This is a genomic window from Streptomyces yongxingensis, assembly GCF_055597465.1.
The window spans coordinates 9742700-9767944 of the sequence record NZ_CM145717.1 but is presented as its reverse complement, the minus strand read 5'-3'; the positions used below and the strand labels follow the sequence as shown (position 1 = coordinate 9767944).

Below are 25245 nucleotides of genomic sequence, written 5' to 3'. Positions count from 1 at the left end.
GCGGGCGCGGGCGGCGGCCTTACGGCCGCCGCCCGCGCTCATGCGAACGTCACCTCGGCCGTGGCATGCCGCGCCTCGCGATGGGTGGCGACGCGCATCTCGGCGCCGTTGCCGGACGGTGTGCCGCACACGAGGAGGCGCTCCCCGGCGAACAGGGGCCGCCGCAGCCGGTAGGACAGGGCGGCCACCCGGCGTGCCGGGGCGTGGCGGCGGGCGAGTTCGAGCATGAGCAGGGCCAGCAGCGGGCCGTGGACCACGGGGCCCGGATAGCCCTCCTCCCCTTGCGCGTACGGCGTGTCGTAGTGGATGTTTGGCCCTCACCGTGCCGAGGCTGCTGACGCGTTCGGCGGGCTCGCCGAGGCGCAGCGGTTCGGCGATCTCGCACCGCCCTCCGGCGATCATCCGCTGCCGGTGCGGGATGGGCGGCAGGAATTCCCGGCCGCGATGGCGTGTCAGTCGGTGAGGAACGACGACACGATCTCCCCGGCCTCCGGGCGGCACTCCTCGAAGTAGCCGTGCCGGGCGCCCTCGAAGAGGTGTGTCCGCGCCCCGGAAATGCGGGAGGCGAGCAGCGGTGCGTTGGCCGCCGGGGTGAGCCGGTCGTCCGCTCCGTGCAGGATCAGCGTGGGCGCTTTGATCAGCGGGAGGACGTCCCAGGCGTCGTGATCATTGCTGGCCACCAGGTGGCGCCGCCGGGCGTGCGGGGGCATGGCGGGGTCGCCGAGGGTCGTATACGGCCCGGGGTGCCCGGACCGCCAGGCCGGGGTGTACATGAGGTCGATCAGCGCCTCCCTCGCCGCCCGCGCGTCGGCCTGGGCCAGGGAGCGCCGCACCGTCATGTCGCGCTCCGTCGCCCGTGGCCCGCCGGGTGAGGTGCAGCCGAGGACGAGCCGCCGGATCCGGTCGGGGTGGCGGGCGGCGATCCATTGGGCGACCCGCCCTCCCATGGAGGTCCCGTACAGATCGGCGGACTCGATGCCCAGGTGGTCGAGGACGGCGATCACATCGTCGGCGAAGTCCCGTGTCGCGTAGGGGTGGTCGGGCTTTCCGCTCTCCCCGGTGCCGCGCCAGTCCATGGTGACGGTGGAGTGCGTGGCGTGGAAGTCCGCCCGTATGCCGTCCCACCAGTGGTGGTTGTTGGCCTGGCCCGCCAGGAGCACCAGCGGTGCTCCGGTGCCCTGGCGCTGGTAGGCGAGGAGGGTGCCGTCCAGTGCGCGGGCGTGGCCTCTGACCTGCTGGGGGACGTCGGTGCGTGGCATGGGTGTCTCTCGCCTCTCGGGGTTCTCGGGTGTCGTCGGTGTGTGCGGTCCGCGTGTGCACCTGGGCGGAGGGCCACCGCTCCTGACGCACAGCCGAGGTGATCTGGTGGATGAGCTCCCGGGCGACGGCCTCCACCGCGGGCGGTGTCCGCCCGGCCGCGACGTCCCGAGCACGGTCGAGCGCCATACGCGTGACGGTGCCGGTCACCACGCCCGGGTCCGGCTGGACCTCGGCACGGGCGCGCTCCCGTTCGCCCGGGGCACGACGAGCGCGGCATGGACGTATCACGTATCGCCATTTCACCGACACGGTTCATGAGCAACCATGATGACATGGTGTCTCTCAGGAGCGTCGGAGCAGGAGCGTTCAGAGCATGAGCACCCTCGACATCGTGTCCGAGGACGAGCGGTTCATCGTCACGACGGTGCGCGAACTCCACCGAGTTCGACGTGGAGCGCTACTTCCGCGACGCGCCCCTGATGATCGTCGGTGAGGGTACCAACGAGATCCAGCGCAATGTGATCGCGGCTCAGCTCGTCAAACGAGGCGGACTGGGGTGACGCCCCTCCCCGCGCTCAGCCGCGGGCGATGACCTTGCCCGGATTGAGGATCCCGTGCGGGTCGAGGGCCGCCTTGACCGCCCGGTGCATGTCCAGAACCGCCGGGGTGAGCTCCCGCTCCAGACCGTCCCGCTTCAGCAGGCCCACACCGTGTTCACCGGTGACCGTGCCACCGAGGTCGATGGCGTCCGCGATGATCTCGTGGAACGCGGCCTGGGCCCGCTCCCGGGCCGCGGTGTCGCCGGGCTGGGTGATCAGCAGCGGATGGAGGTTGCCGTCACCGGCGTGGGCGATGTTGGCGATGAGCGTGTCATGGCGGGTGGCGGCGCGCTCGATGCGCGCCAGCATCTCCGGGACGGCCGCCTTGGGCACGCACACGTCCTCGGTGAGCACCGGGCCCAGCCGCTCCAGCGCCGGGTAGGCGAGCCGCCTGGCCGCGAACAGCGCGTCGGCCTCCTCCTGGTCCGTGGACTGCGCGGCCCAGGTCGCCCCCGCCTCCTCGAAACAGGCGAGCATGCGCTCGGCCTCCTGCGCGCCGGCCGGGCCCGGGGCGTCCGTACGCCCGAGGAGCACCACATCCGCGTCCACGGACAGGCCCATGTTCTTCCACTTGTCGACCGCCGCCAGGCAGTGCCGGTCGATCAGCTCCAGCGCGGACGGGGTGAGCCCCGCGGCCCCGATCGCGGCCACCGCGCGTCCCGCCGCCACGACCGAGGAGAAGTATCCGGCGACCGTGCGCTCCGCCTCGCGCCGCGGCCGCAGCCGCACGGTGACCTCGGTGATCACTCCCAGGGTGCCCTCGGAGCCGACCATCAGCCCCGCCAGGTCGTACCCGGCGACGCCCTTGGCGGTCCTGCGGCCGAGCCGCACCAGCTCACCGGTGCCGGTCACCACTTCCAGGCCGAGCACATAGTCGCGGGTGACGCCGTACTTCACACAGCACAGCCCGCCCGCGTTGGTCGCCACATTGCCGCCGATGGTGGACCAGGGCGCGCTCGCCGGGTCCGGCGGGTACCACAGCCCCCGCTCGGCGCAGGCGGCCCGCAGATCGTCGTTGACCACCCCCGGTCCGACGACCGCGAGGCGCTCCACGGGATCGATCTCGTGGATGGTGTCCATGGCCTCGGTGGAGAGCACCACACAGCCCTCGACGGCGTTGGCACCGCCGGAGAGACCGGTGCCGGCGCCCCGGGTGACCAGCGGAACGCCGTGCCGCACACAGGCCCGCACCACGGAGCGCACCTCCGGCGCCGTACGTGGCCGCACCACCACGCGGGGCGTGCCGTACGGCGCCCACTCCGCCTCGTCGTGGACGAACCCGGCGGCGACACCGGGGTCCTCGACCATCCGGCCGTCCGGCAGCTCCTGCCGCAGATCATCGAGCAACACGCCGGTCCCCTGCCTTGTCGTCGAGCACGTGACTTCCCGCTCGCACGGTACCCACCGCCATCGGAACGCGTGCTCGCCACCCCCCTGTCACCGGGGCGGCGGCGGGTCGGCACTTGCGCGAGAACCATCGTTCTCCTAGTGTCGTGTCCGACGGGGAGAATGCTCGTTCTCCCCGGCACCTCCCCTCTCCACGACTCGAGGAGTCGACATGACCGACGCCGCACGCCCACCGTTCCCCCCGTTCACCCGCGAGACCGCCATCGAGAAGGTCCGACTGGCGGAAGACGGCTGGAACTCCCGTGACCCGGAGAAGGTCGCCCTGGCCTACACCGTCGACTCGCGCTGGCGGAACCGCGCGGAGTTCGCCACCGGGCGCGAGGAGATCGTCGCCTTCCTCACCCGCAAGTGGGCGAGGGAGCTGGACTACCGGCTCATCAAGGAGCTGTGGGCCTTCGACGGCAACCGCATCGCCGTGCGCTTCGCCTACGAATCCCACGACGACTCCGGCAACTGGTTCCGCTCCTACGGCAACGAGAACTGGGAATTCGACGCGGGCGGTCTGATGCGCCTGCGCTACGCCTGCATCAACGACCTCCCCATCAAGGAGTCGGAGCGCCTGTACCACTGGCCGCTCGGGCGTCGCCCCGACGACCACCCCGGGCTGAGCGACCTCGGCCTCTGACCGGCCGGACACCAGGAGAGCAAGGCAATGATCAGTCCCGAGACCGCGGAGCTGAAGATCCTCGACGCGGCCGAGACCCTGTTCTACGGACGGGGCATCCAGGCGGTGGGCATGGATGAGATCCGCTCCGCCTCAGGCGTCTCCCTCAAACGGCTCTACCAGCTCTTCCCGTCCAAGGGCGAGCTCGTACAGGCGTATCTGCGGCGGCGCGACGTCCGCTGGCGCCAGAAGCTGGCCGCGTACGCCGATTCCCAGGCCACTCCCGAGGAGAGCATCCTGGCCGTCTTCGACTGGCTCCACGAGTGGTTCGGCGAGCCCGACTTCCGCGGCTGCGCCTTCAGCAACTCCTTCGGGGAACTCGGCGCCACCTCCTCGGCCGTCGCCGAGACGGCCCGCGCGCACAAGGAGGCGTTCTTCCGCTACCTCGCCGAGCTGACGGCGGCCGCGGGCAGGCCGGCCTCACTGGGCGACCACCTGGCCCTGCTGGCCGAAGGTGCCATCACCACCGCGGCGATCACCGGCAGCGCCGAACCCGCGCACCGGGCGAAAGCGGCCGCACGCGTCCTGCTGGAGGCGGCACAGCCGTTGCCATCAAGGGCATAGCCGTTACCATCCAGTTCATGCGGGGGTGGTGGGAGCGGGGCCGGGCGCTGGGAGCAGCTCACCCCCAGGCCGTGGACATCGGGATCGCGCTCCTGGTCCAGGCGGCCATGACGATGCCGTTCATGGTGCCGCGGCCACCCGATCAGGAGCCGGCGACCTGGCCCGCCTACGGGCTGACCACGCTCACCGTCGTTCCCCTGGTCTGGCGCCGGCGCGCTCCCCTCGCCGTGCTGGTCGCGATCATCGCGACCAGCGCGCTGTACAAGCTGGCGGTGGAGGGGCCCGGGCAGCCGCTGCCGTACACCGGGCTCGTCATCACCTACACCATCGCCGCGGTTTCACCGCCGGGGAAGCGGCTGGTCGCCGGATGCCTGCTGACGGTCGCCGTGCCGGTGTCGGCGTGGCTGAACACCCGGACGGCCCGTGAGCTGACCTTCTCCCTCTTCGTGTTCGCGGCGGCCTATGTCTTCGGGCGGCTGACCGATGCCCGGCAGCGTGAGCACCGCATCGAGGCGGAGCGGGCCGCCGCGCGCGAACGGGCCCGGATCGCACGGGAGATGCACGACATCCTCTCCCATGCGGTGAGCCTGATGATCGTGCAGGCGGAGGCCGGTCCGGTGGCGGTGCGGACGGCGCCGGAGCGGGCCGAGGCCGCCTTCGACGCCATCTCCGCGACGGGCCGGGACGCGATGGCCCAACTGCGCCGGATGCTGGGTGTGCTGCGCGAGGGCGAGGAGCCGGGCCGCGCCCCGCGTGAGCCACAGCCGGGCCTGGCCGATCTGCCCGAGCTGCTGGACCGGATACGGGCCAGTGGCCTCGATGTGGTGTACGAGCCGGCGGGGGCCGTGCGGCCGCTGCCGGAGGCCACCGGGGCGAGCGTCTTCCGGATCGTGCAGGAGGCCCTGACCAACGTGGTCAAGCACGCGGCGGCCCGCGGCGTTTCCGTCCACCTCGCCTATGGCGAAGACGCCGTGGACATCCGGGTGCTGGACGACGGGCGCGGACCGCGGTCCGGTTCCGGTGGCGGCCACGGTCTGATCGGCGTCCGCGAGCGGGCGGCGGCGCACGGCGGTACGGCGGTCACCGGGCCGGGCCCGGACGGCTGGGGCTTCGAGGTACGGGTCCATCTCCCCGTACCCTCCACGACGGAGGTGGCGCGTTGACGATCCGTGTGGTGGTGGCCGACGACCAGGAGCTGGTGCGCAGCGGCTTCGCCATGATCCTTGACGCCCAGCCGGACATCGAGGTGGTCGCGGAGGCGGGCGACGGGGCCGAGGCCGTCGAGGCGGTGCGGCGCCACACGCCCGATGTGGCCCTGCTGGACATCCGGATGCCCCGCGTGGACGGTATCGAGGCATGCCGCGAGATCGCCGCGTCCGGCGCCTGCCGGACGGTGATGCTGACGACCTTCGACTCCGACGAGTACGTCTACGAGGCGCTGCACGCGGGCGCGAGCGGCTTCCTGCTGAAGGATGTGCGCAGGGACGATCTGGTGCACGCGGTACGGGTGGTGGCGCGGGGCGACTCGCTGCTCGCGCCGTCGGTGGCCCGGCGTCTGGTGGAGCAGTACACCCGGGCCACCGCCCGGCCACGGCGGCCCGATCCCCGGCTGGACGCGCTGACCGGGCGGGAGCGGGAGACGCTGCTGCTGCTCGCCCGGGGGCTGTCGAACGCCGAGATCGCCGCGGAGCTGGTCGTCAGCGATCACACGGTCAAGACACACGTCGGCAATGTGCTCGCCAAGCTGGGGCTGCGGGACCGGATCCAGGCGGTGATCTGCGCCTATGAGACGGGCCTGATCACGGCCGGGGACCCCCCGCCCGGGGGAGCGGCCCGGCCCGGCTCCTCCCCCGCCTCGGCGAGGAACTGACCCCCGGAACACCGCTCGCGCGGGCGATCCGCGCGAGACCGCCGGTCACCAGGATGGAGTCACCGGGAACAACGGCTCACATCACTGGAGTTGACCATGAAGAGCACCAGCCGCACCCTGCTGGCCGCGGCGCTCGTCCTGGGCGTCGTGGCGGGCCCGGCGGTGCCGCCGGCCCTCGCGGCCACCTCGTCGCCCGCGGACACCGCGTCGCCCACGGCCTCCGAGCGGACCGGGATCCCCGAGCTGGAGGCCGCCATCGCTGATCTGCCGACGAGCGATGCCACGGCCGCGCTGGTACGGGTCGGGGGCACCGAGGGCGTCTGGAGAGGCAGTTCGGGCGTGCACGACCTGACGACCAACCGGCCGGCCGATCCGGCCGGCCGCTTCCGCGCCGGTTCGGTGACCAAGGTCTTCACGGCCGCGGTCGCCCTGCAACTGGCCGCCGAGGGCAAACTCGACCTGGACCGCACCGCTCGCTCGTATCTGCCGGAGCTGATCCCGGCGTCGTACGGGAAGGTCACCGTACGGCAGTTGCTCAATCACACGCACGGCATCCCGGCCGCCGACCTCCCCGGGGACACGGTCGAGGAGCGGTACGCCGACCGCTTCCGGATCCATGACCCCGAGGAGATGGTCCGCTCGGCGACCGCGAAGAAGCGCGAGTTCGCGCCCGGCGAGAAGCAGCACTATCTGAACATCGGCTACACCGTCGCCGCTCTGGTCATCGAGCGGATCACGGGCGACACCTACGAACACCAGGTGACCCACCGGATCCTGAAGCCCCTGGGGCTGCGCGACACCTACCTCCCGGGGACGGACCCGCACATCGCCGGACCGCACAACCACGGCTACCAGACGATGCGGCTGGACGACGGCACGACCGGGCTGCGCGATGTGTCGGTGTGGGGGCCGACGGACGGCTGGGCGGCCGGGGACATCATCTCGACCACGGCGGACCTGGAGCGGTTCACCAAGGCCCTGTTCCGGGGGCGGGTGGTGCGCGGCCCGCTGCTGCGGGAGATGTTCACGCTGCCGAAGGTGGCGGACTTCACCACCGGCGACCCGGCCGCGTACTCGGCCGGCCTCTCGATGAAGAAGCTGGGCGGCCGTGAGGTGTGGGGGAAGTCGGGCGGCCGCTGGGGCTACAACACCGGCATCGTCTCCACCCGCGACGGCTCGCGCACCCTGGTCTACAGCGTCAACTCCACCGATGCCAAGGGCAAGGAGATGAACACGGTGGTACGGAACATCATGGTGGCGGCCTACGGAAACCCCTGAGCCGCCCGCCGCGGGCGGACCGGGCGGAGGCGGATGCCCCAGGCCATGCGCCGCTCCCGGCCGCCCGCCCGCGGCGCGCCTCAGTCCGCCTTGAGGGCCGTGAGGATGTTCAGCCGGGCGGCCCGGCGGGCGGGCCACAGTCCGGCGACCACACCGACGAGCGTGGCGCCCGCGAGTGCCACGGCGATACGGCCCCAGGGGATGACCATCTCGTACCCCTGGATGCTGTCGGAGGCGAGCTTGCCCGCGGCCCAGCCGAGGAAGATGCCCGCGCCGATGCCCAGAAGGGCCCCGAACAGCGAGATGAGGACGGACTCCAGACGGATCATCCGCCTCGTCTGCTCGGGCTGGAGCCCCACCGCGCGCAGCATCCCGATCTCGCGGGTGCGCTCGAAAACGGACATCGCGAGGGTGTTGACGACTCCCAGGACCGCGATCACCACCGCCATGGCGAGCAGCCCGTAGAGGACGTTGAGGAGCAGTGTGATGGCCTCGCCACCGGCCGCCTCGGCCAGGTCGTCGGTGTTCCGCACCTGGATGAGGGGGTTCTGGTCGAGGGTGCGCTGGAGGGCGTCCCGTGCCGTGTCGCCGTCACCGGCCTCGGTGCGCACCAGGACCGAGGCGTCCTCGGCCTCCTTCAGATGGGGCTGGAGCGTGGCCAGCGGCATCATGGTGGACGGGAGGTATTCGTCGTCGTGGTAGACGCCGCCGATCTCCAGTGAGCCCCGGCTGCCGTCGTCGTAGACCACCGGAACCCGCTGTCCCGTGGTCCATCCGTAGATGTCGGCGATGGAGGTGTCGATCAGCAGGTTCTTGCCTCCGCCCGAGCCCAGGGCCGCGAGCGAGCCCGAGACGAAGCTCGGGTCGAGGAGGTCGCCGATGGTCCGGGGGTCCACACCGGTCAGGGTCACCTCGTCGCCGCCGATGCGCACGGCGCCCTGGCGCCGCGGGCTGGAGGAGGTCACGGCCGAGGACTTCGCCAGGGTGTCGTGGACCGACGCGGGCAGGTGGCCGCTGTTCTTCGACGAGATCTCGAAGTCGGCCGTGACGGAGCGCTCGGCCCGCTCGTGCAGCGATGTCGTGGCGGACACCGCGACCACCGTGAGCCCGGTGACCAGGGACAGCCCGATCATCAGCGCCGAGGCCGTGGAGGCGGTGCGCCGGGGGTTGCGCCGGGCGTTGCGCGGCGCCAGCGTGCCCGGGACGCCGAAGCGGCGCAGCAGGGGCACGGCCAGGTCGACGGCCGGGCCGGAGAGCGCCGGTGTCACCACGATGATGCCGATGAGCAGCAGGGCGGCCGGGAGGAGCACGATGGTCCTGCCCTGCTCGCCGCTGGACGCCGCGAACACCACGCCGAGCACACCGATCGCGATCAGGGCGACGCCGATCGCGTTGCGCCTGCGGAGGCCGCGGACCGGCGGGGGCGTGTGGATCGCGGACATGGCGGCCACGGGAGGCACGGCGGCGGCGCGGCGGGCGGGCACATAGGCGGCGAGCATGGTGACGACGACGCCCACCAGGAACGAGATCAGTACGGTGCTGGGCGAGACGACCAACGGCCCGTCCGGGAGGCCGGATCCGGTGGACGCGAACAGCTGCCGGATGCCCATGGCCACGCCGATGCCGAGGAGGAACCCCGTGGCGCCCGCGCACAGCCCCAGCAGGCCGGCCTCGATGAGGACGGAGCGGGTCACCTGGCGGCGCTCGGCGCCGACGGCCCGCATCAGGGCCATCTCCCGCGAACGCTGGGTGACGAGCATGGTGAAGGTGTTGCCGATGACGAAGATGCCGACGAACAGGGCGATGGCCGCGAAGACGAGCAGCACCTGGCTGAGCCCCTTCGTCCCGTCGGCGGCCTCGGCCCGCTGCCGCTCGCGCAGTTGCGCCCCGGTGCTGATGTCGGAGTCCCCGGGCAGCAGATGGCGCGCTTCGGCCGCGAGCTTCGCCTCGGAGGTGCCGCGGTCGGCCTCGAGGGTGATCCCGTCGTACCGGCCGGGCTTCAGGAACAGCTTCTGCGCGGTGGCGTCGTCGAAGAGCGCCAGGGTGCCGCCGGAGCCGTGGGTGTCGTCGGTGCGGACGATGCCGACGAGCTTCTTGTGCAGCACCGGTCCGTCGACGGCCAGCCGGACGGTGTCGCCGACCCGGTAACCACCCTGGTCGGCCGTGGCGGTGTCCAGCAGCACCTCGTCGGGCCCGGTCGGGGCGCGCCCGGCGGTCAGCGGGTGGCGGGTGTCCTTGCCGTCGGCCTGGGGGAAGTAGTTGCCCCCCGCCGTCACATGGTCCTCGCCGAGGGGGTGGCCGTCCTTCGCGGCCACGGCGGCGAACCCCTCGACGGAGCCGGTGACGGACGCCACGCCGGGCAGCCGTTGCAGGCGCCGCAGTGTGTCCTCCGCCACCGTTCCGCGCTCGCCGGCCTTCTCGTCGTAGGGCGGTGTGGCCTGGACCGAGACATTGCGCAGGGTGGTGAGGAAGCGCTCCTTGTAGGCGTTGCCGACGGTGTCGGTGAAGACGAGGGTGCCCACGACGAAGGCGACGCCGAGCAGGACGGCGAGCATGGTCATCAGCAGACGGGCTTTGTGCGCGAGGACGTTGCGCAGGGCGGTACGGAACACGGGGCGGCCTTCCGGGAGGGTGCCGGGTGTGAGGTGCTCGGGGAGCGGGGCGGGCGTCGGGCGTGCGTGGCGCGGGCGTCAGACGTGCGGGGCGTCAGACGTGCGGGGGGTCAGGCGTGCGGGGCGTCAGGCGTGCGCCGGGGTCAGACGGCCCATGCGCTCCAGGACGGCCTCGGCCGTCGGCGCGTGGAGTTCGTCCACGATGCGGCCGTCGGCGAGGAAGACCACGCGGTCCGCGTAGGCGGCGGCGACGGGGTCGTGGGTGACCATCACGACGGTCTGGCCCAGCGCGCTCGCGGAGCCGCGCAGGAACTCGAGGATCTCGGCGCCGCTGCGGGAGTCGAGGTTGCCGGTGGGCTCGTCGGCGAAGACGATGTCGGGCCGCCCGGCCAGCGCGCGGGCGACGGCGACGCGCTGCTGCTGGCCGCCGGAGAGCTGGGCGGGCCGGTGGCCGAGCCGGTCGGCCAGGCCGACGGTCTGGATGATGCTCTCCAGCCAGGCCCGCTCCGGTTTGCGGCCCGCGATGTCCATGGGGAGGGTGATGTTCTCCAGCGCGCTCAGGGTCGGCAGCAGGTTGAACGCCTGGAAGACGAAGCCGATGCGGTCGCGGCGCAGCCGGGTGAGCTGACGGTTGTTCAGGGAGGCGATCTCCGTGTCGCCGAGGCGGACCGAGCCGAAGGACGGCGAGTCGAGGCCGGCCATGCAGTGCATCAGGGTGGACTTCCCCGACCCGGACGGCCCCATGATCGCGGTGAACCGCCCCTTGCCGAAGCCGACCGTGACCGCGTCGAGGGCCACCACACGGGTGTCCCCCGTGCCGTACACCTTCGTCAGGTCGGTGGCGTGGGCCGCGTAGGACTCCGGGGCGGAAGGGGGCTGGTGTGCGTGCATGCCGATCCTCGGTGAGCGCTCGGTGGATGGCCCTCGTGGCGGAGGGCGTCGCCGCTGATGGCGACGTCCCTGAGCCTCCCGCTCGGCCACCCCCGCGCGGATCCCCCGACCATCCGAAAGCCGCATCCCCCGATCGGGGGAGATCGCCGCGGAGCCGCTGTTCGGCACGGTCCGTGCGGGCCGCGGGCCCGCTACTCCGCGCGCCCCGTGCGGAAGGCCCAGGCCGCGACCTCGACCCTGTTGCGCAGGCCCAGCTTGGCCTGGACCGAGCCCAGATGGGTCTTGACCGTGCTGGGCGCGATGTACAGTTCGGCGGCGATCTCCGGGTTGGTCAGTCCGCGGGCGATGCCCTGGATGACCTCCTCCTCGCGGTCGGTCAGCGGATCGGCCGGCTCGTGTGCGGCGCGCCGCCGGGTCTTGGTGAAGTGCTGGAGCAGACGGAGGGTGATCTGCGGGGCGACCATCGCGTCCCCGCGGACGGCCGCCCGCACGGCCTCGGTGAGCAGCGCCGGACCGGCGTCCTTCAGGAGGAACCCCGAGGCGCCGTTCGACAGCGCCGTGTACACATATTCATCGAGGTCGAAGGTGGTGACCACGACCACCTTCGGGGCTCCGGGCCGACCGCCGCCGGCCAGCCGGCGGGTGACCTCCAGACCGTCGGGCGGGGGCATCCGGATGTCCACGAGGCATACGTCCGGCCGGGTTTCGCGGGCCAGGGACAGGGCCGAGGCCCCGTCGGCGGCCTCGGCCACCACCTCCATGTCGGGCTCGGCCGAGAGCACCATGCGGAACCCGGCCCGCACCAGATGCTGATCGTCCGCGACCAGGATGCGTATGGTCATGCCGTCCTGCCCTCCCGTAGCCGCAATCCGGTTCGTACGGCGTGCCGCCCGCGTGTCCGCGGGGTGCGCGCGGCCTCGTCGGGGCGCAGCGGTACGGAGGCGCGGACCCGCCATCCGCCCTCGGCGCGGTGGCCCGCCTCGAAGGCGCCGCCGAGCAGTTCGATCCGCTCCCGCATGCCCATGATGCCGAAGCCGCCGCCGAGCCGGCCGAGGCTGCCGCGGTGTCCGGACGGGGAGCCGTGTCCGTCGTCCTCCACGACCAGTTCGGCGTGGCGTGCCGCCACCCGGGCGGACACATCCACCGACCGCACTCCGCGCGCATAGCGCTGGGCGTTGGTCAGGGCCTCCTGAAGGACGCGGCTCAGCCCGCCGGTGACCTCGGCGGGGACGTCCTCCGGCAGGTCCCGCCCGAGGTCCAGCCGGACCGGCAGCCCCGTCCCCCGCGCCTCGTCCACGATGCGGGTGAGGACCTCGCCGAGGTTCTCGGGGTGCCGCGGGGTCTCGTCACCGCGCATCGAGCCCACCAGGCGCCGCATCGACGTCAGCGCCTCGCCACCCGCGTGCTCGACGGCCTCGAGCATCTCGTTCAGCGCCTGCGGGTCGGGGGTGCCCCGCCCGGTGACATGGCGCACGGCCTGCAGTTGCACCACGATCGCGGTCACCTGGTGGGCCACGGTGTCATGCAGGTCCCGGGCCAGCGCGAGCCGTTCCTCCTGCCGCACCAGCTGTCCGGTGCGTTCCTGCTGGGCGTCGTGGAGACGGAGCACCAGCCCGCAGACGAAGGCCAGCGCCAGCAACAGCGCGGTGTTGCCGGAGAAGTCACCGGGATCGGAGTCCCGCAGGAGCGGGATGGAGAACACGCTGACGCTCATCGCCGCCACGGACACCAGGGCCCACCAGGGCGTACAGCGGCGCACCGCCACGGCGAGGAGGAACAGCAGGCCCATGAGTTCGGTGCCGCTGGACTCGCTGGTCACCATGTTCACCGGCATCAGGTGGTAGGCCACCGTGGCCGCGAAGGTGCCGGCACAGGCCACCAGCGCGGCCCGCGGGACCCATCGGACATCGCGCACGACGGCCAGCACGGCCATCGCCCCGGCCAGGGCTCCGGAACAGACCGGCACCCAGTCCCCGGCGAACGCCTCCGTGTCGAGGCCCGGGTCGAGGACGAGCCGTTCCCGCACGTCCTGGTAGACGGAGAAGAGGAACCACAGCGCCAGCGCCGATATCAGGATCCGCCCCGGCCAACGTCGATAACCGGCGCGCCGGCCGGAGGACACAGCTATTCGCACCCGCGCCACATTACGCACCTACGGCGGCGATTGCCGCCCGCCGCCCGCGTCCGGTCCCGAGGCCGGTCCCGCGCCCGGACCCTGGCCCGGGTCGGTGGGCATGGGCGCGGGCCGTGCGTCGCGCACCCGCTCCGGTGTCCAGTACGAGCGGTCCGGCGGATCCGCCCGGTGGGTCCGTGGGGTGTCCGGGCCGGGCGGATCGCCGGTGTCCTCGCCCCGGGCGGTGACGGCGAGGACCGCGACGATGCCGGTTCCCACGACCGCCGCGGTGACGAGGACTGCGGTGAGCGGGCGCATGACGTTTTCTCCCGATGGTGGGGCTCGCGGATGCCGGAGGCCGGGGCCCCTGAGTGCGGGGCCCCGGCCGAGTGCGGTGTGTGTGGTGCTCAGCCGTTGGCGGTGTTGTTGTAGATCGTCTGGATCTTGTTGTCGAAGTAGGGGCTGTCGATGTAGGCGGGCGGATCGGTCCGGGTGCTGGTGACGCCGATCTCGGTCCCCAGGCCCGTGGTCTCGTTGTAGTCCCGCAGCCAGGGGCCGCCGCTGGCGCCCTCGACCATGGTGCACCCGTTCTGCACCCGGGAGCCGTCCTGCCACGTGGGGATGTTCTGGCACGCGTAGGGCACTTCGCCGTCGTAGCCGAAGGCGGCCGGATAGCCCCAGACGGTCACGGTGTTGGAGTACCCGTAGTTGTAGCCGAGCCCCATGCCGCCGACGGTGTTCACCAGCTTGCTGGAGCCGTTGTCCCAGACGTTGACCACGCCGATGTCGTAGTTCAGGTCGCTGTTGTTGATCCAGCCGTTGAACGTGGTCAGCGTCTTGGCGGACCAGGTTCCGTACGGCCGCGAGCCGTTGTAGTAGGCGGGCACGAACGCCCAGTTGGTGGCCCAGGTGCCACCGGCGCCACCGTGGACGCAGTGCCCCGCGGTGAACACCATGTTCTTCGTGGGATTGTTGACCGCCGCGGCGGAGCAGGCGTAGTCGCCGCCGTTGGTCGGGTTGTGGAAGAAGACCTTGCCCTGCACGATCGAGGTGGCGATCCGCACCCCGCGGGCCTTCTTCGAGGTGGCCTTCTGCGGTTTCGCGAGCTGAGCGGGTTCGGCCGCCGCGTCGGTGGCCGCCTTCCGCGACGCCTTGGCGTCGGCGGGCGTGTCGGCCTCGACGGCTCTGCGCATACGCTGCGGGGTCCAGTATTTCTCGGCGGACTCCGCGGATGAGCGGGACGCGGCACTTTCGTGCGTGGACACCGAGGTGTCCGCGCTGTGTGTGACGGTGCTGTGCGAATCGGCGGACGCGGCCGCCGGAATCGTCAGGGCGAACGCGAAAACCGCTCCGCTCGCCGCTAAAACGACCTTGCGTATCTGCACCAGTCCCCCAGTTTTTGATCGGGACAGGGAGCGGATGCCCCCGGTGAAATCCCGGGCGCACCGTATCGCGTGATGAAGTGCGCACGCCAAGATCCCTAGCTGGTCAGAACGGTATCCGGCCAGGCATGACGCCCAGGCGCGGTACGGAAAATCGCCTCGCGACTGCTGGGCTGCCCTTTTCGGCAAAAGCGGAATGGGCCGCACGCCGCATTGAACGAAGAATTCCGACGCGTCAACGCGCGTCAATGACCACCCGCTCCCACGCGGCGACGGCCACCCGATCCCCGACAGTGTCCGGAACCCGCAATCGCATTTCTCTCGTCGAATTCACGGCAGTATTCACGCATTCACGGCAGCCCCGCACTACGCGATGGGCCCGCCTGCCGCAGCGGATGCTGTTAGCCTCCCGGCATCCCCGTAGGCCCGCCGCTCCGAGGAAGACCATTGGTGACGAACCTCCAGGACGACCAGGACGACCAGGACACCCCGGCCCCGCAGCACGCGCCGGACGTGCCGCCCCCGGGCTGCCCCGCCCACGCCACGCGGCTGTACGGGCCGGACTTCCGGCGCCGGCCGGACGAGACCTACCAGCGGATTCGGCAGGACAGCGGACAGGTCGCCCCGGTCCTGCTCGAAGGCGACATCGACGCCTGGTTCGTCCTCGGCTACCGCGAGACCCGTCAGGTGCTGTCCGACACCGAGACGTTCGGCCGGGACCCGCGCCGCTGGAACGGCTGGGACAGCGTGCCACCGGACTGGCCGCTGATGCCATGGGTGGCGTACAGCCCGATGATGACCTTCACGGAGGGCGAGGAGCACGGGCGGCGCGCGACGGCCGCGAGCGAGGCCCTCGCCACGATCGACCCCTTCGTGCTGCGCGGCCACTGCGAGCGGTTCGCCGATGAGCTGATCGACAAGTTCGCCGCGAGCGGCAGGGCGGATCTGGTGTACGACTACATCTACTCGGTGCCCACCCTCGCCACGGCCGAGCTGTTCGGCCTGTCCGAGGACGAGGCCGGGCTGGAGGCCCTGGCGGCGGGGCTGACCATGTCGTTCCTCTCCAACGAGGAGGCCATCGCCGGTCAGCAGCGGGTCGCCGCGTATGTGACGGAGCTGGTGAGGGCCAAGCGCGAGGATCCGGGCCCCGACCTCACCTCGCAGTTCATCCTGAACACCCCGGACCTCACCGAGGAGCAGCACATCGCGGACATCATGGTGCTGATGGCGGCGGCGCTGCCGCTGACCTCGTACTGGATCGGCAACACCCTGCGGCTGATGCTCACCGACGAGCGCTTCGCGATGACCCTCTCGGGCAACCGCCGCAGCATCGGCGAGGCCATGAACGAGGTGCTGTGGGCGGACTCCCCGCTGCAGAACCTCATCGGGCGGTACGCCACCCGCGACACCGACCTCGGCGGCCGGCGCATCCACGCCGGCGACCTCGTCGTCCTCGGTCTGGCCGCCGCCAACGCCGATCCGCTGCTGTGGCCCGACGCCCCCGTCGGCCACGCCGGGAACCACTCCCACGTGGCGTTCAGCGGCGGCGACTACGGCTGCCCGGCGGGCGGTCCCGAGACGGCCCGGATCATCGCGGAGACGGCGATCGAGGTGCTGCTCGACCGGGTTCCGGACCTGGCGCTGGCGGTCCCGCCCGACGAGCTGAGATGGGTGGACTCGTTCTGGTACCGCTGCCTGGATTCGCTGCCCGTCACGTTCAGTCCCGCCCCGGTCACCACGGGCTAGCGCGCGACGGGCCGGAATAGACACCGGAAGCCCTCCGTTGACATAGTTCAACAGTCAACTACTTCGGAGGAGGATGAGTCCGGTGCAGTTCGGGATCTTCACGGTCGGCGATGTGACGGAGGACCCGACCACGGGCACGACGCCGAGCGAGCACGAGCGGATCAAGGCCATGGTCAGGATCGCGCTGAAGGCGGAGGAGGTCGGCCTCGACGTCTTCGCGACCGGCGAGCACCACAACCCGCCGTTCGTGCCCTCCTCCCCCACCACCATGCTCGGGTATGTCGCGGCGCGCACCGAGCGGCTCATCCTCTCGACCTCCACCACGCTGATCACCACCAATGACCCGGTGAAGATCGCCGAGGACTTCGCCATGCTCCAGCACCTGGCGGACGGCCGGGTCGATCTGATGATGGGGCGCGGAAACACCGGTCCGGTCTATCCGTGGTTCGGGCAGGACATCCGCCAGGGCATTCCGCTCGCCATCGAGAACTACGCCCTGCTGCACCGGCTGTGGCGCGAGGACGCGGTGGACTGGGAGGGGCGGTTCCGCACCCCGCTGGAGGGCTTCACCTCCACGCCGCGGCCGCTGGACGGGGTGCCGCCGTTCGTCTGGCACGGCTCGATCCGCTCGCCGGAGATCGCCGAACAGGCCGCCTACTACGGCGACGGCTTCTTCGCCAACAACATCTTCTGGCCCAAGGAGCACTTCCAGCGGCTGATCGACCTCTACCGGCGGGCTTACGCCCACTACGGCCACGGCACACCCGAGCAGGCGATCGTCGGGCTGGGCGGCCAGGTGTTCATCCGGCCCAACTCCCAGGACGCCGTGCGTGAGTTCCGCCCGTACTTCGACAACGCGCCGGTCTACGGCCACGGCCCGTCCCTGGAGGAGTTCACCCGCGACACCCCGCTGACCGTGGGCAGCCCGCAGGAGGTCATCGAGAAGACCCTGGCCTTCCGTGACTCCTTCGGCGACTACCAGCGCCAGCTCTTCCTCATGGACCATGCCGGGCTGCCGCTGAAGACCGTCCTGGAGCAACTGGACCACCTCGGCGAGATCGTCCGCGTCCTGCGCACGGAGTTCGCCAAGGACCGCCCCGCCACCGTGCCCGACGCCCCGACCCACGCTTCCCTCGTCGCGCGGCGCGACGCGGAGGCCGCGCGGGCGAGCACCGGTCTTCGGGACGTCCGGCCCGAGTAGCCCGGCGTCCCCGCGGGGGAGATCCGGCGTCCCCGCGGGGGAGCTCCGGCGTCCCCTCGGGGGAGGAGGGGACGCCGGGGCCCTGGGGTCCGGGTGTCAGTTGCCGGGTGGCTGCTGGAGCATGGCGAGGGTCAGGACATTGCCGCCGATGCCCCAGCCACCGTCGGTGACCTCCTCGACCAGGACCAGGGTGGTGGCGCGGGCGCGCTCACCGTAGATCTCGACGTACAGCTCGGTGGCACGGGTGACGATCTCCTCCTTCTGCTTCTCGTCGAGGGATCCGGCAGGGACCTTGAAGTTCGCGAAGGGCATGGTCGTTCTCTTTCCTACGGGGATTTCGGTGCGTTCGACGGTGCGATTCGGGTGTGATTACAGTGAGCTGCCCGCGGTGAGCAGATCGTCCAGCCCGGCCCGGCGGAAGAACTCGGCGCGGACGCGGTCGGCGACCGCGGAGACGACTTCGCTGCCGTCGCGGCTGGGGTCTATGTGGGTGCGCAGCGGACGGGTGCCGGCCGGCAGGGCCACCAGGCGTACGACGGCGTCGGCGACGTGCGCGGCGTCCGCGTCCGGCGGAATCAGCGCGGCCAGCCGCTGGTGGAGATCGGCCAGCAGGGTGCCGTAAGGCTCGTCGTAGGCGGCGGCGCGGTCGGTGTCGGCGGGCGCGCCCGCGTGGCGGAAGTGGTTGGTGCCGGAGGTGAAGGCGCCGGGGACGACGATCGCGGTGTCGATGCCGAAGCGGAGCACCTCGGCGGCGTAGCTGACGGCCAGGGCGTCCATGGCGGCCTTCGCGGCGAAGTAGGGCCCGATGAAGGGCGGGCAGCCGCCGCGGGTACTGGAGCTGCCGATCCACACCAGCAGTCCCTCGCCCCGAGCTCGCAGATGCGGCAGCGCGGCACGGTTGACGCGCTGGGTGCCCAGGACGTTGACGTCGTACAGATCGGCCAACTGCTCGGGGGTGAACGCCTCCGCCGGTTCGGCGGCCATGTGTCCGGCGTTGTGGACGATCACGTCCAGCCGGTTCCGGTCGGCCAGGATGCGGGCGATGGCGGCGTCGGCGGAGTCCTGCGAGGTGACGTCGAGCTCCACGGCGCGCAGGTCGACGTCGTGGTCGGTGGCGTAGCGGGTCAGCTCGGCCACCGCGGCCGCGTTGCGGGTGGCCGGCTGCCGGATCCCGGCGTAGACGGTGTGGCCGGCGCGGGCCAGGGCGCGTGCGGTCAGCGCCCCGAAGCCGCTGGAGGCCCCGGTGACCAGGATGGTCGTGGGTGTGTCGGAGGGCATGGGGTCCTTATGGGCGGGAGAAGGGAGAAGCGGTTGTGCGGCGGCGGTCAGATGATGCCGCCGTTGGCGCGGACGACCTGACCGTTGACCCAGTGGCCGGCCGGGGAGGCCAGGAAGGCCACGACCTCGGCGATGTCGGCGGGGGTGCCGAGGCGCTCCAGCGGGGGCTGGGCCGCCATCCGGGCGATGGTCTCCTCGTCCTTGCCGTCGAGGAACAGATCGGTGGCGGTGGGGCCGGGGGCCACGCTGTTGACGGTGACGTCCCGGCCGCGCAGCTCGCGGGCCAGGATCATGGTGAGCGCCTCGACCGCCCCCTTGCTGGCGCTGTAGGCGCCGTAGGCGGGCAGGGCCAGCCCCACGATGGACGTGGAGAAGGTGATGAGCGCCCCGCCGCCGCGGATCCTGCGGGCTGCCTGCTGGGCGACGACGAAGGTGCCGCGGATGTTGGTGCGGTGCAGCGTGTCCAGCTCGGCGAGGTCCAGCTCGGCGATGGGGGCCAGGTACATCCGGCCGGCCGCGTGGACGACGGCGTCGACACCGCCGTACTCGGACTCCGCAGTGTCGAAGAGCGCGGCCACCTGCTGTTCGTCGGCGACGTCGGCCTGGATAGCGACGGCCCGGCCACCGGCGGCGGTGATGTCCTTGGCGGCGGCTTCGGCCGGTTCGCGGTGGCCCGCGTAGCCGATCACGACGGCGTACCCGTCGGCGGCCAGCCGTTTCACCGATTCGTGGCCGATGCCGCGGGAGCCTCCGGTGACGATGGCGACGCGGGGCCGGTCGGTGGGGTGCTGGGGCGCGGTTTCCTGGGGGGACATGGAGACTCCTGGGGGCGTGCGCTGGCTGGTGGATGCCACGGCGTACGGGCCGTGGCCCCCGGGGTGCGGCGTCGTTCACCGCCGTGCCCCGTCGGTGTTTCCAGCTTGGGCCGGGATCGCCGGGCCAGCCACGGCTGTCTCCACCCTGGGGTTGTCAGCCCCTGGCTCAGCCCGCCGGCACAAGCGACCATGGAGGGCGTGAACCACTCCGAATTCGCCGCGTTCCTGAAGTCCCGGCGCGACCGCATCCGCCCGGCCGACGTCGGTCTGCCCGCCGGTCCGCGGCGCCGGGTGCCCGGCCTGCGGCGCGAGGAGGTCGCCCAGTTGGCCGGGTTGTCCGCGGACTACTACACCGAGCTGGAGCGCGGGCGCGGCGCGCAGCCCTCCGCCCAGGTGCTGACCGCGCTCACCCGGGCGCTGCGGCTGAACGGCGACGAGCGCGACCACCTGTTCCACCTCGCCGACCGCCCCGTCCCCCCGGCGACGCACGGCCCGGCCGCGCAGGTCCAGCCGGCCCTGCTCGGTCTGCTGGACCGGCTCGCCACCACCCCCGCCCAGGTCATCACCGATCTGCACCAGACCCTGGTGCAGAACGAGCTGGCCGCGGCGCTGGTCGGCCGCCCCCCGGCGGTGCGCGGCCCCGCGGCGAGCCTCGTCTACCGCTGGTTCACCGATCCGGACGCCCGAGGGGTCTACCCGCCCGAGGACCACCCCCACCACTCCCGGGTCTTCGTGGCCGATCTCCAGGCCGTCGCCGCCCGGCGCGGCGGCGACTCCGAGGTACGGCGGATGGTGGCGGCGCTCCGCCGCCACAGCGAGGAGTTCGCCGCCCTCTGGGACACCCATGACGTGGCCCTCCGGCGGACCGACCACAAGCGCATCGTCCACCCCTCGCTGGGCGTCATCGAGCTGGACTGCCACTCCCTGTTCAGCGAGGACGGCCGCCAGCGGCTGCTGTGGTTCAGTGCCCCGCCCGGCACCGAGGGCGCCGCCCAGCTCGAGCTTCTCTCGGTGATCGGCACGCAGGACATGACGGCCGACGAGAACAGCGCGTCACCGTGATCCCCCGCCCTACGACGGCGGAGTGGCGGCCTCGGAGGCCGGGCCCGGCGTCCTGATCGTGCCAACGTGGTGACGTTCGGGGTGCGGAGCGAGCGAGCGGACCGTCATGGGGAACCCCTGTCGCAGTACGAGCGGGCACTGCCCGGTGCCGGGGCCACGGCACCGGCGGTGGGCCCGCCGGTCTCCGACTCACCCAAGGACCCCGTATGAATGGACCAGCCCCGCTCCTGACCCTGAACAACGGCGTGCGGATGCCCGCCCTCGGCCTCGGTGTCTACCAGAGCCCGCCCGACGAGACCGTCCCCGCGGTGACGACCGCGATCGGACACGGCTACCGCCTGATCGACACCGCGGCCGCCTATGGCAACGAGAAGGAGGTCGGTGAGGGCATCGCCCGCTCGGGCATCGACCGCGAGGACATCTTCGTCATCACCAAGCTGTGGCTGACCGACTACGGCTACGACTCCACCCTCCGTGCCTTCGACACCAGCCTCACCAAGCTGGGCCTGGACCACCTCGACCTGTATCTGCTGCACTGGCCGATCCCGTCCGCGTACGACACCACGGTGGCGTCGTACAAGGCGGCCGAGAAACTGCTGGCCGACGGCCGGGTGCGGGCCATCGGCGTGTGCAACCACACCCCCGGGCACCTGACCGATCTCATGGCGCGCACCGAGGTCGTGCCCGCCGTGAACCAGGTCGAGCTGCACCCGAACTTCAGCCAGCCCGAGCTGCGCGCGTTCGACGTGCGCCACGGCATCCTCACCCAGTCCTGGTCGCCCATCGGCGGGGTGAACCGCTACGGGGGCGCGGACAAGGTCAGGGATCCGCTCGAGGAGCCCACCATCACCGGCCTCGCCGAGAAGTACGGCAAGAGCCCGGCCCAGATCATCCTCCGCTGGCAGGTCGAGCACGACCTGTGCGCGATCCCGAAGTCCGTCAAACCCCACCGCATCGCCGAGAACATCGGGATCTTCGACTTCTCCCTGACCCCCCATGAGGTGGCCGCCATCGACGCGCTCGACACCGGAGCGCGCGGCGGCCCCGACCCCGACCGGGTCGGGCCCGACACATTCTCCTGAGACACCGGTGCGGGGCGGCCACCGGCCGCCCCGCACACGGTCGTCCGGACAGGAGACTCCTGAGTTCCTTCGTGGAATGATGATGCGTGCTTTTGTCGGTTCCAGACCTCTGTCGGTGGGAGAGAGGCATGCGGGGACTTCAGGGCAAGAGGATCGTCATCGCGGGTGGCGCCACCGGGATCGGCGCCGCGACGGCCGAGCGGCTCGCCAGGGAAGGTGCCTCCGTCGTCGTCGGCGACATCGACCTCACGGGCGCGAAGGCCACCGCCCAGCGCGTCGCCGAGGCCGGCGGCACCGCGGTCGCCGTCCCGTTCGACCTCGCCGACGAGGAGTCGATCGGCGCGCTGATCGACCGGGCCGCCGCCGAACTCGGCGGGGTCGACGGGCTCTACAACGTCGGCGCCGACCTCTCGGACGAGCATCTGGGCCGGGACACCGATCTGCTGGAGATGGACCCGGCGGTGTGGCGGCGTACCCACGAGGTGAATCTGCTGGGCTACGCCCTCACCTGCCGGGCGGTCATCCCCCGGCTGCTGGCCCAGGGCGGCGGCGTGATCGTCAATACCTCCTCCGGCGCGGCCTGGGGAGGGGAGCCCCGGCGTCCCGCGTACGCCGCCTCCAAGGCCGGGATCAACGCGCTGACCCGCCATATCGCCTCCCGCTGGGGCAAGGAGGGCATCCGCTGCAACGCCGTGGCACCCGGGTTGGTCATGGGCGACACCCAGAAGCAGCGGGACGACCAGCGGCTGCAGGCCATGGCGCTGAAGATCGCCCGCAGTCCGCGGCTGGGCGAGCCCGCGGACGTGGCGGGCACCGTGGCGTTCCTCCTCTCGGACGACGCCGAGTGGGTCAACGGCCAGGTGTGGTCGGTCTGTGGCGGCATGAGCCTGCGCGACTGAGGGCTCCCCCGAGACCGTCCTGCGGCCGGCCAGGCCGCCCTACGGGCCTCCTACGGCGTCCAGGGCCCGGACACCCGCCAACTCACGTCATCGGCCCATGACGTGGCGCTGTCGAAGGGGTTGGACCCTCCGTTGGAGGCGATGTAGACCTTGTTCTCGTAATGGCGGATGAACCGGTCGGGGTAGTTGTAGGACGCGAACGAGGTGCCCTGGCCGTTCTTGCCGGTCTGGGGGCAGAAGGTGGCATCGGCCCGGAAGACGGCGGTGCCGTCCATCGGCTGCCGGAGCAGTTGGTAGTTGTAGTGGCGCAGGAAGTCGCCGGGGTAGTTGCGCGACTCGAACGACACGCAGGAGGCGTTGGCGAGGCCGCGGCGCACGATCCAGGACGCGTCGCCCTTGTCGAGCGCGGAGCTGCCGGAGGACACCACGGAGGTGACGGCGCTGTTGGACTGGTGGCGCACGTAGCGGTCGGTGTAGCCGGGGGTGGTGGCGCGCAGGGACATCGTCGAGCCGGCGTCGAGGGTGCCGCCCGCCACGGGGCTGGGCGCGCCGTAGCCCACGGAGACGACGTTGGCCTGCACCGCGTCGTCGGCCGCGTCGGTCGGCAGGCCGCTGGTCATCACGCCCTCGAAGAACGAGCCGATGGACCCGTTGCTGTTGTCGCCGCCGGTGCCGAGGACGATGGAGCCCTCCTGGTGCATCGGCGAGTAGCCCGGCCTGGACGGCTCGGGACCCGCGTACTGGGTGGTGAGCCTGCCGGACTGGGCGTTGCCGTCCTTGAGGGCGAAGTAGTTCTGTCCGTTGTTCTTCAGCAGGGCGGTGACGAAGGGCGCGGAGTTGCCGGTGTTCGAGGGGTTCTTGCTGTAGCCGCTGTCCGACTGGAACAGGCCGTTCTCCAGGTCCGCCTGCACCCAGGGCCCGGATCCGCTGCACGGCGGGAACCAGCACTCCGTGCCGAAGTTGATGGCGTCCATGTGGCCGTTGCCGGTGTCGGCGATCCGCACCTCGGCGTTGCCGTAGTCGAAGCAGCACAGGCCATTGACATGGGTGCCGGAGGTGACCATGTACATCCCCTCGGGCTGGCCGTTGACGGCGACACCGGAGGCCGCGGTGTGGCGGTAGCCCATGCGGCCGGAGAAGGACGCGCCATAGACCTGGTGGCCGCCCGCGGTCACGGGTAACGCGTCGGCGGGCACACCGGAGTTGGCGGGGCCCGCGGTGCCGGCCGGTTCGATGGGCATGTGGTTGTGGCGCGGTGACTGGTCGTAGATGACGTTGATGACGCATGTGGTTCCGGCGCAGAAGGAGTCCTGCCGGGCGGCGTCGGCGTAGCCGCCCGCCGTCAGTGTTCCCACGTCGGTCACGGCGCCGTCGGAGGCGCGTTTCAACTGGTAGAGCGGGCCGTTGAAGGAGGCGTAGAGGGCCCGGGTGGTGCTGTGCGCGGCCACGCAGGGCGTACCGGCCGCGGCGTAGATGTCGCACGGCAGGGATGCCGCGGCGTGGGATGTGCCCGAGCCGCCGGCCAGGAGCCCGAGGACGAGAGTCGCTGTCGCACCCACCGACAGCAGCGCTCTTCTCACCCTCGTGAGACCCGAAGGAACCTTCATGGTGGTGCCCTTCTGTGAGTGCCAGGGGCATGCCATTCTCATGTGCGTTCGATATATCGCACATTGGCCGTGAAATCGAACCTGACGGTAGGACTGGCGACCGTCGGCGTCAATGACCCCGCACGGAGGAGTAGCCTCCTGCGCGGCGACTCGTACGGTTCATTCGCCCCCACCGCACATCGAGGAGAGACCGTTTGTCGACGTTTGTTGTGTTCGACCTTGAGTTCACCACATGGTCGGGAGCGCTCGAGCAGGATTGGTCGGAACCGGGGCAGCTTCGCGAAATCGTCCAGATCGGCGCGCTGCGCATCAGCACCGACTCTTCCGCTTCCGCCTACTCCGTTGTCGAGGAATACGAAGCGCTGGTCAGACCGGTGGTCAATCCGCGGCTGTCCCCGTTCTTCACCGGCCTCACGGGCATCGACCAGCAGACCGTGGACCGCGAGGGAGTCGCCCCCGCCGAGGCGATCGGCGACTTCCTGGCGTTCTGCCGGGGGCAGTCCGTCCTCTCCTACGGCAATGACATGGTCGTCCTCGGGGAGAACGTGGGGTGGGCCCGGGCCCGCGGCGAGGAGATCAAGAACGGCTTTTTCACCACCCCCTTCCTGAATATCCGGCCATGGCTGAACACCATCGCCCCGACAACGGCCTCGACCAATTCCGGTCGGCTGTGGGAAGCGCTCGGCCTGCCCAAACCCGCGGCCGGCAAGGAGCATTCGGCGCTCTTCGACTGCTATTCGATCGCCGCGGCGATCGGACACGTCCGCGCCGGTGGGGCCGCCCTGCCCGAGGGGTGCCTCTAGGGCCCTTCTGACGGATCGGCCATCGGCGAGCGTGGCGTCCGCCGCGCCGACAGCGAGTGGCACGATGGGCCCGAGAGGCCGGAGATCTTGCTCGGCGGTGCTCGCGCGCCGT

The 25245-nt window shown here is 71.5% G+C and carries 24 protein-coding genes and 1 pseudogene; 12 read left to right on the top strand and 13 right to left on the bottom strand.

Features of this window, described 5'->3' with window-relative positions; translation table 11 throughout:
• Window positions 1-38: 38 nt before the first annotated feature.
• Window positions 39-257 (bottom strand): hotdog family protein, encoded by a 219-nt coding sequence (locus ACZ6TD_RS41780; protein ID WP_471346592.1) that lies wholly within the window; start codon window positions 255-257, stop codon window positions 39-41.
• Window positions 258-452: 195 nt separating this feature from the next.
• Window positions 453-1259, bottom strand: a complete 807-nt coding sequence (locus ACZ6TD_RS41775) for an alpha/beta fold hydrolase (protein ID WP_471346590.1) — start codon at window positions 1257-1259, stop codon at window positions 453-455.
• 435 nt (window positions 1260-1694) lie between these two features.
• Here ACZ6TD_RS41775 and ACZ6TD_RS41770 point away from each other — a divergent pair.
• Window positions 1695-1820, top strand: a pseudogene (locus ACZ6TD_RS41770) (acyl-CoA dehydrogenase family protein); the annotation flags it as partial.
• 15 nt (window positions 1821-1835) lie between these two features.
• On the opposite strand, the gene ACZ6TD_RS41765 reads toward ACZ6TD_RS41770, so the two are convergent.
• Entirely contained in the window at window positions 1836-3167 is a 1332-nt protein-coding gene (locus tag ACZ6TD_RS41765; RefSeq protein ID WP_471358514.1) for an FAD-binding oxidoreductase, read from the bottom strand.
• Window positions 3168-3417: 250 nt separating this feature from the next.
• Between ACZ6TD_RS41765 and ACZ6TD_RS41760 the strand changes: the two genes are divergently transcribed.
• The 5 genes from ACZ6TD_RS41760 to ACZ6TD_RS41740 all read left to right on the top strand — a co-directional run bounded on the left by ACZ6TD_RS41760 (window position 3418) and on the right by ACZ6TD_RS41740 (window position 7642).
• Complete coding sequence (locus ACZ6TD_RS41760; protein WP_471346588.1) at window positions 3418-3891, top strand: nuclear transport factor 2 family protein; 474 nt, start codon at window positions 3418-3420, stop codon at window positions 3889-3891.
• 27 nt (window positions 3892-3918) lie between these two features.
• Window positions 3919-4494, top strand: coding sequence for a TetR/AcrR family transcriptional regulator (locus ACZ6TD_RS41755; RefSeq protein WP_471346586.1), 576 nt, complete (start codon window positions 3919-3921; stop codon window positions 4492-4494).
• Between the two features lie 17 nt (window positions 4495-4511).
• A complete protein-coding gene (locus ACZ6TD_RS41750; RefSeq protein ID WP_471346584.1) occupies window positions 4512-5657 on the top strand; it encodes a sensor histidine kinase in 1146 nt (381 codons plus the stop codon).
• The gene (locus ACZ6TD_RS41745; protein ID WP_471346582.1) at window positions 5654-6364 is read left to right on the top strand and encodes a response regulator; all 711 of its coding nucleotides are present in this window, start codon (window positions 5654-5656) and stop codon (window positions 6362-6364) included. Before ACZ6TD_RS41750 ends, ACZ6TD_RS41745 begins: the two co-directional genes overlap by 4 nt.
• Window positions 6365-6460: 96 nt before the next feature.
• Window positions 6461-7642, top strand: coding sequence for a serine hydrolase domain-containing protein (locus ACZ6TD_RS41740; protein ID WP_471346580.1), 1182 nt, complete (start codon window positions 6461-6463; stop codon window positions 7640-7642).
• Between the two features lie 80 nt (window positions 7643-7722).
• On the opposite strand, the gene ACZ6TD_RS41735 is transcribed toward ACZ6TD_RS41740, so the two are convergent.
• The 6 genes from ACZ6TD_RS41735 to ACZ6TD_RS41710 form a co-directional block, all read right to left on the bottom strand.
• Complete coding sequence (locus ACZ6TD_RS41735) at window positions 7723-10254, bottom strand: ABC transporter permease (protein WP_471346578.1); 2532 nt, start codon at window positions 10252-10254, stop codon at window positions 7723-7725.
• A 126-nt stretch (window positions 10255-10380) separates the two neighbouring features.
• Window positions 10381-11145: an ABC transporter ATP-binding protein gene (locus tag ACZ6TD_RS41730; protein WP_471346576.1), complete on the bottom strand. Its 765-nt coding sequence runs from the start codon at window positions 11143-11145 to the stop codon at window positions 10381-10383.
• A 191-nt stretch (window positions 11146-11336) separates the two neighbouring features.
• Window positions 11337-11987 (bottom strand): response regulator, encoded by a 651-nt coding sequence (locus ACZ6TD_RS41725; protein WP_471346575.1) that lies wholly within the window; start codon window positions 11985-11987, stop codon window positions 11337-11339.
• On the bottom strand, window positions 11984-13279 hold the full coding sequence (locus ACZ6TD_RS41720) for a sensor histidine kinase (RefSeq protein WP_471346573.1): 1296 nt from the start codon (window positions 13277-13279) through the stop codon (window positions 11984-11986). The genes ACZ6TD_RS41725 and ACZ6TD_RS41720 overlap by 4 nt, the downstream gene beginning before the upstream one ends.
• An 18-nt stretch (window positions 13280-13297) precedes the next feature.
• Window positions 13298-13576, bottom strand: coding sequence for a hypothetical protein (locus ACZ6TD_RS41715; RefSeq protein WP_471346571.1), 279 nt, complete (start codon window positions 13574-13576; stop codon window positions 13298-13300).
• Window positions 13577-13665: 89 nt separating this feature from the next.
• A complete protein-coding gene (locus ACZ6TD_RS41710; protein WP_471346569.1) occupies window positions 13666-14451 on the bottom strand; it encodes a trypsin-like serine peptidase in 786 nt (261 codons plus the stop codon).
• Window positions 14452-15090: 639 nt separating this feature from the next.
• Here ACZ6TD_RS41710 and ACZ6TD_RS41705 point away from each other — a divergent pair.
• Both ACZ6TD_RS41705 and ACZ6TD_RS41700 read left to right on the top strand, forming a co-directional pair.
• The gene (locus ACZ6TD_RS41705; protein WP_471346567.1) at window positions 15091-16386 is read left to right on the top strand and encodes a cytochrome P450; all 1296 of its coding nucleotides are present in this window, start codon (window positions 15091-15093) and stop codon (window positions 16384-16386) included.
• Between the two features lie 82 nt (window positions 16387-16468).
• Window positions 16469-17587, top strand: a complete 1119-nt coding sequence (locus ACZ6TD_RS41700) for an LLM class flavin-dependent oxidoreductase (RefSeq protein WP_471346565.1) — start codon at window positions 16469-16471, stop codon at window positions 17585-17587.
• Between the two features lie 96 nt (window positions 17588-17683).
• On the opposite strand, the gene ACZ6TD_RS41695 is transcribed toward ACZ6TD_RS41700, so the two are convergent.
• The 3 genes from ACZ6TD_RS41695 to ACZ6TD_RS41685 are packed head-to-tail and all read right to left on the bottom strand — an operon-like array spanning window position 17684 to window position 19680.
• Entirely contained in the window at window positions 17684-17899 is a 216-nt protein-coding gene (locus tag ACZ6TD_RS41695) for a tautomerase family protein (protein WP_020873857.1), read from the bottom strand.
• A 57-nt stretch (window positions 17900-17956) separates the two neighbouring features.
• Complete coding sequence (locus ACZ6TD_RS41690) at window positions 17957-18865, bottom strand: SDR family NAD(P)-dependent oxidoreductase (protein WP_471346563.1); 909 nt, start codon at window positions 18863-18865, stop codon at window positions 17957-17959.
• A 47-nt stretch (window positions 18866-18912) separates the two neighbouring features.
• Window positions 18913-19680 (bottom strand): SDR family oxidoreductase, encoded by a 768-nt coding sequence (locus ACZ6TD_RS41685; protein ID WP_471346561.1) that lies wholly within the window; start codon window positions 19678-19680, stop codon window positions 18913-18915.
• 198 nt (window positions 19681-19878) lie between these two features.
• On the opposite strand from ACZ6TD_RS41685, the gene ACZ6TD_RS41680 reads away from it, so the two are divergent.
• From ACZ6TD_RS41680 to ACZ6TD_RS41670, 3 genes are all read left to right on the top strand, one after another.
• Window positions 19879-20742: a helix-turn-helix transcriptional regulator gene (locus ACZ6TD_RS41680; protein ID WP_471346559.1), complete on the top strand. Its 864-nt coding sequence runs from the start codon at window positions 19879-19881 to the stop codon at window positions 20740-20742.
• Window positions 20743-20948: 206 nt separating this feature from the next.
• Window positions 20949-21824: an aldo/keto reductase gene (locus ACZ6TD_RS41675; protein ID WP_471346557.1), complete on the top strand. Its 876-nt coding sequence runs from the start codon at window positions 20949-20951 to the stop codon at window positions 21822-21824.
• A gap of 128 nt (window positions 21825-21952) precedes the next feature.
• Window positions 21953-22723: an SDR family NAD(P)-dependent oxidoreductase gene (locus ACZ6TD_RS41670; protein ID WP_471346555.1), complete on the top strand. Its 771-nt coding sequence runs from the start codon at window positions 21953-21955 to the stop codon at window positions 22721-22723.
• Between the two features lie 50 nt (window positions 22724-22773).
• Here ACZ6TD_RS41670 and ACZ6TD_RS41665 read toward each other — a convergent pair whose 3' ends face one another.
• Window positions 22774-24330, bottom strand: a complete 1557-nt coding sequence (locus ACZ6TD_RS41665; protein ID WP_471346553.1) for an alpha-L-arabinofuranosidase B — start codon at window positions 24328-24330, stop codon at window positions 22774-22776.
• A 194-nt stretch (window positions 24331-24524) separates the two neighbouring features.
• Here ACZ6TD_RS41665 and ACZ6TD_RS41660 point away from each other — a divergent pair, with 194 nt between their 5' ends.
• Window positions 24525-25133, top strand: coding sequence for a 3'-5' exonuclease (locus tag ACZ6TD_RS41660; RefSeq protein WP_471346551.1), 609 nt, complete (start codon window positions 24525-24527; stop codon window positions 25131-25133).
• The last annotated feature ends 112 nt before the right edge of the window (window positions 25134-25245 follow it).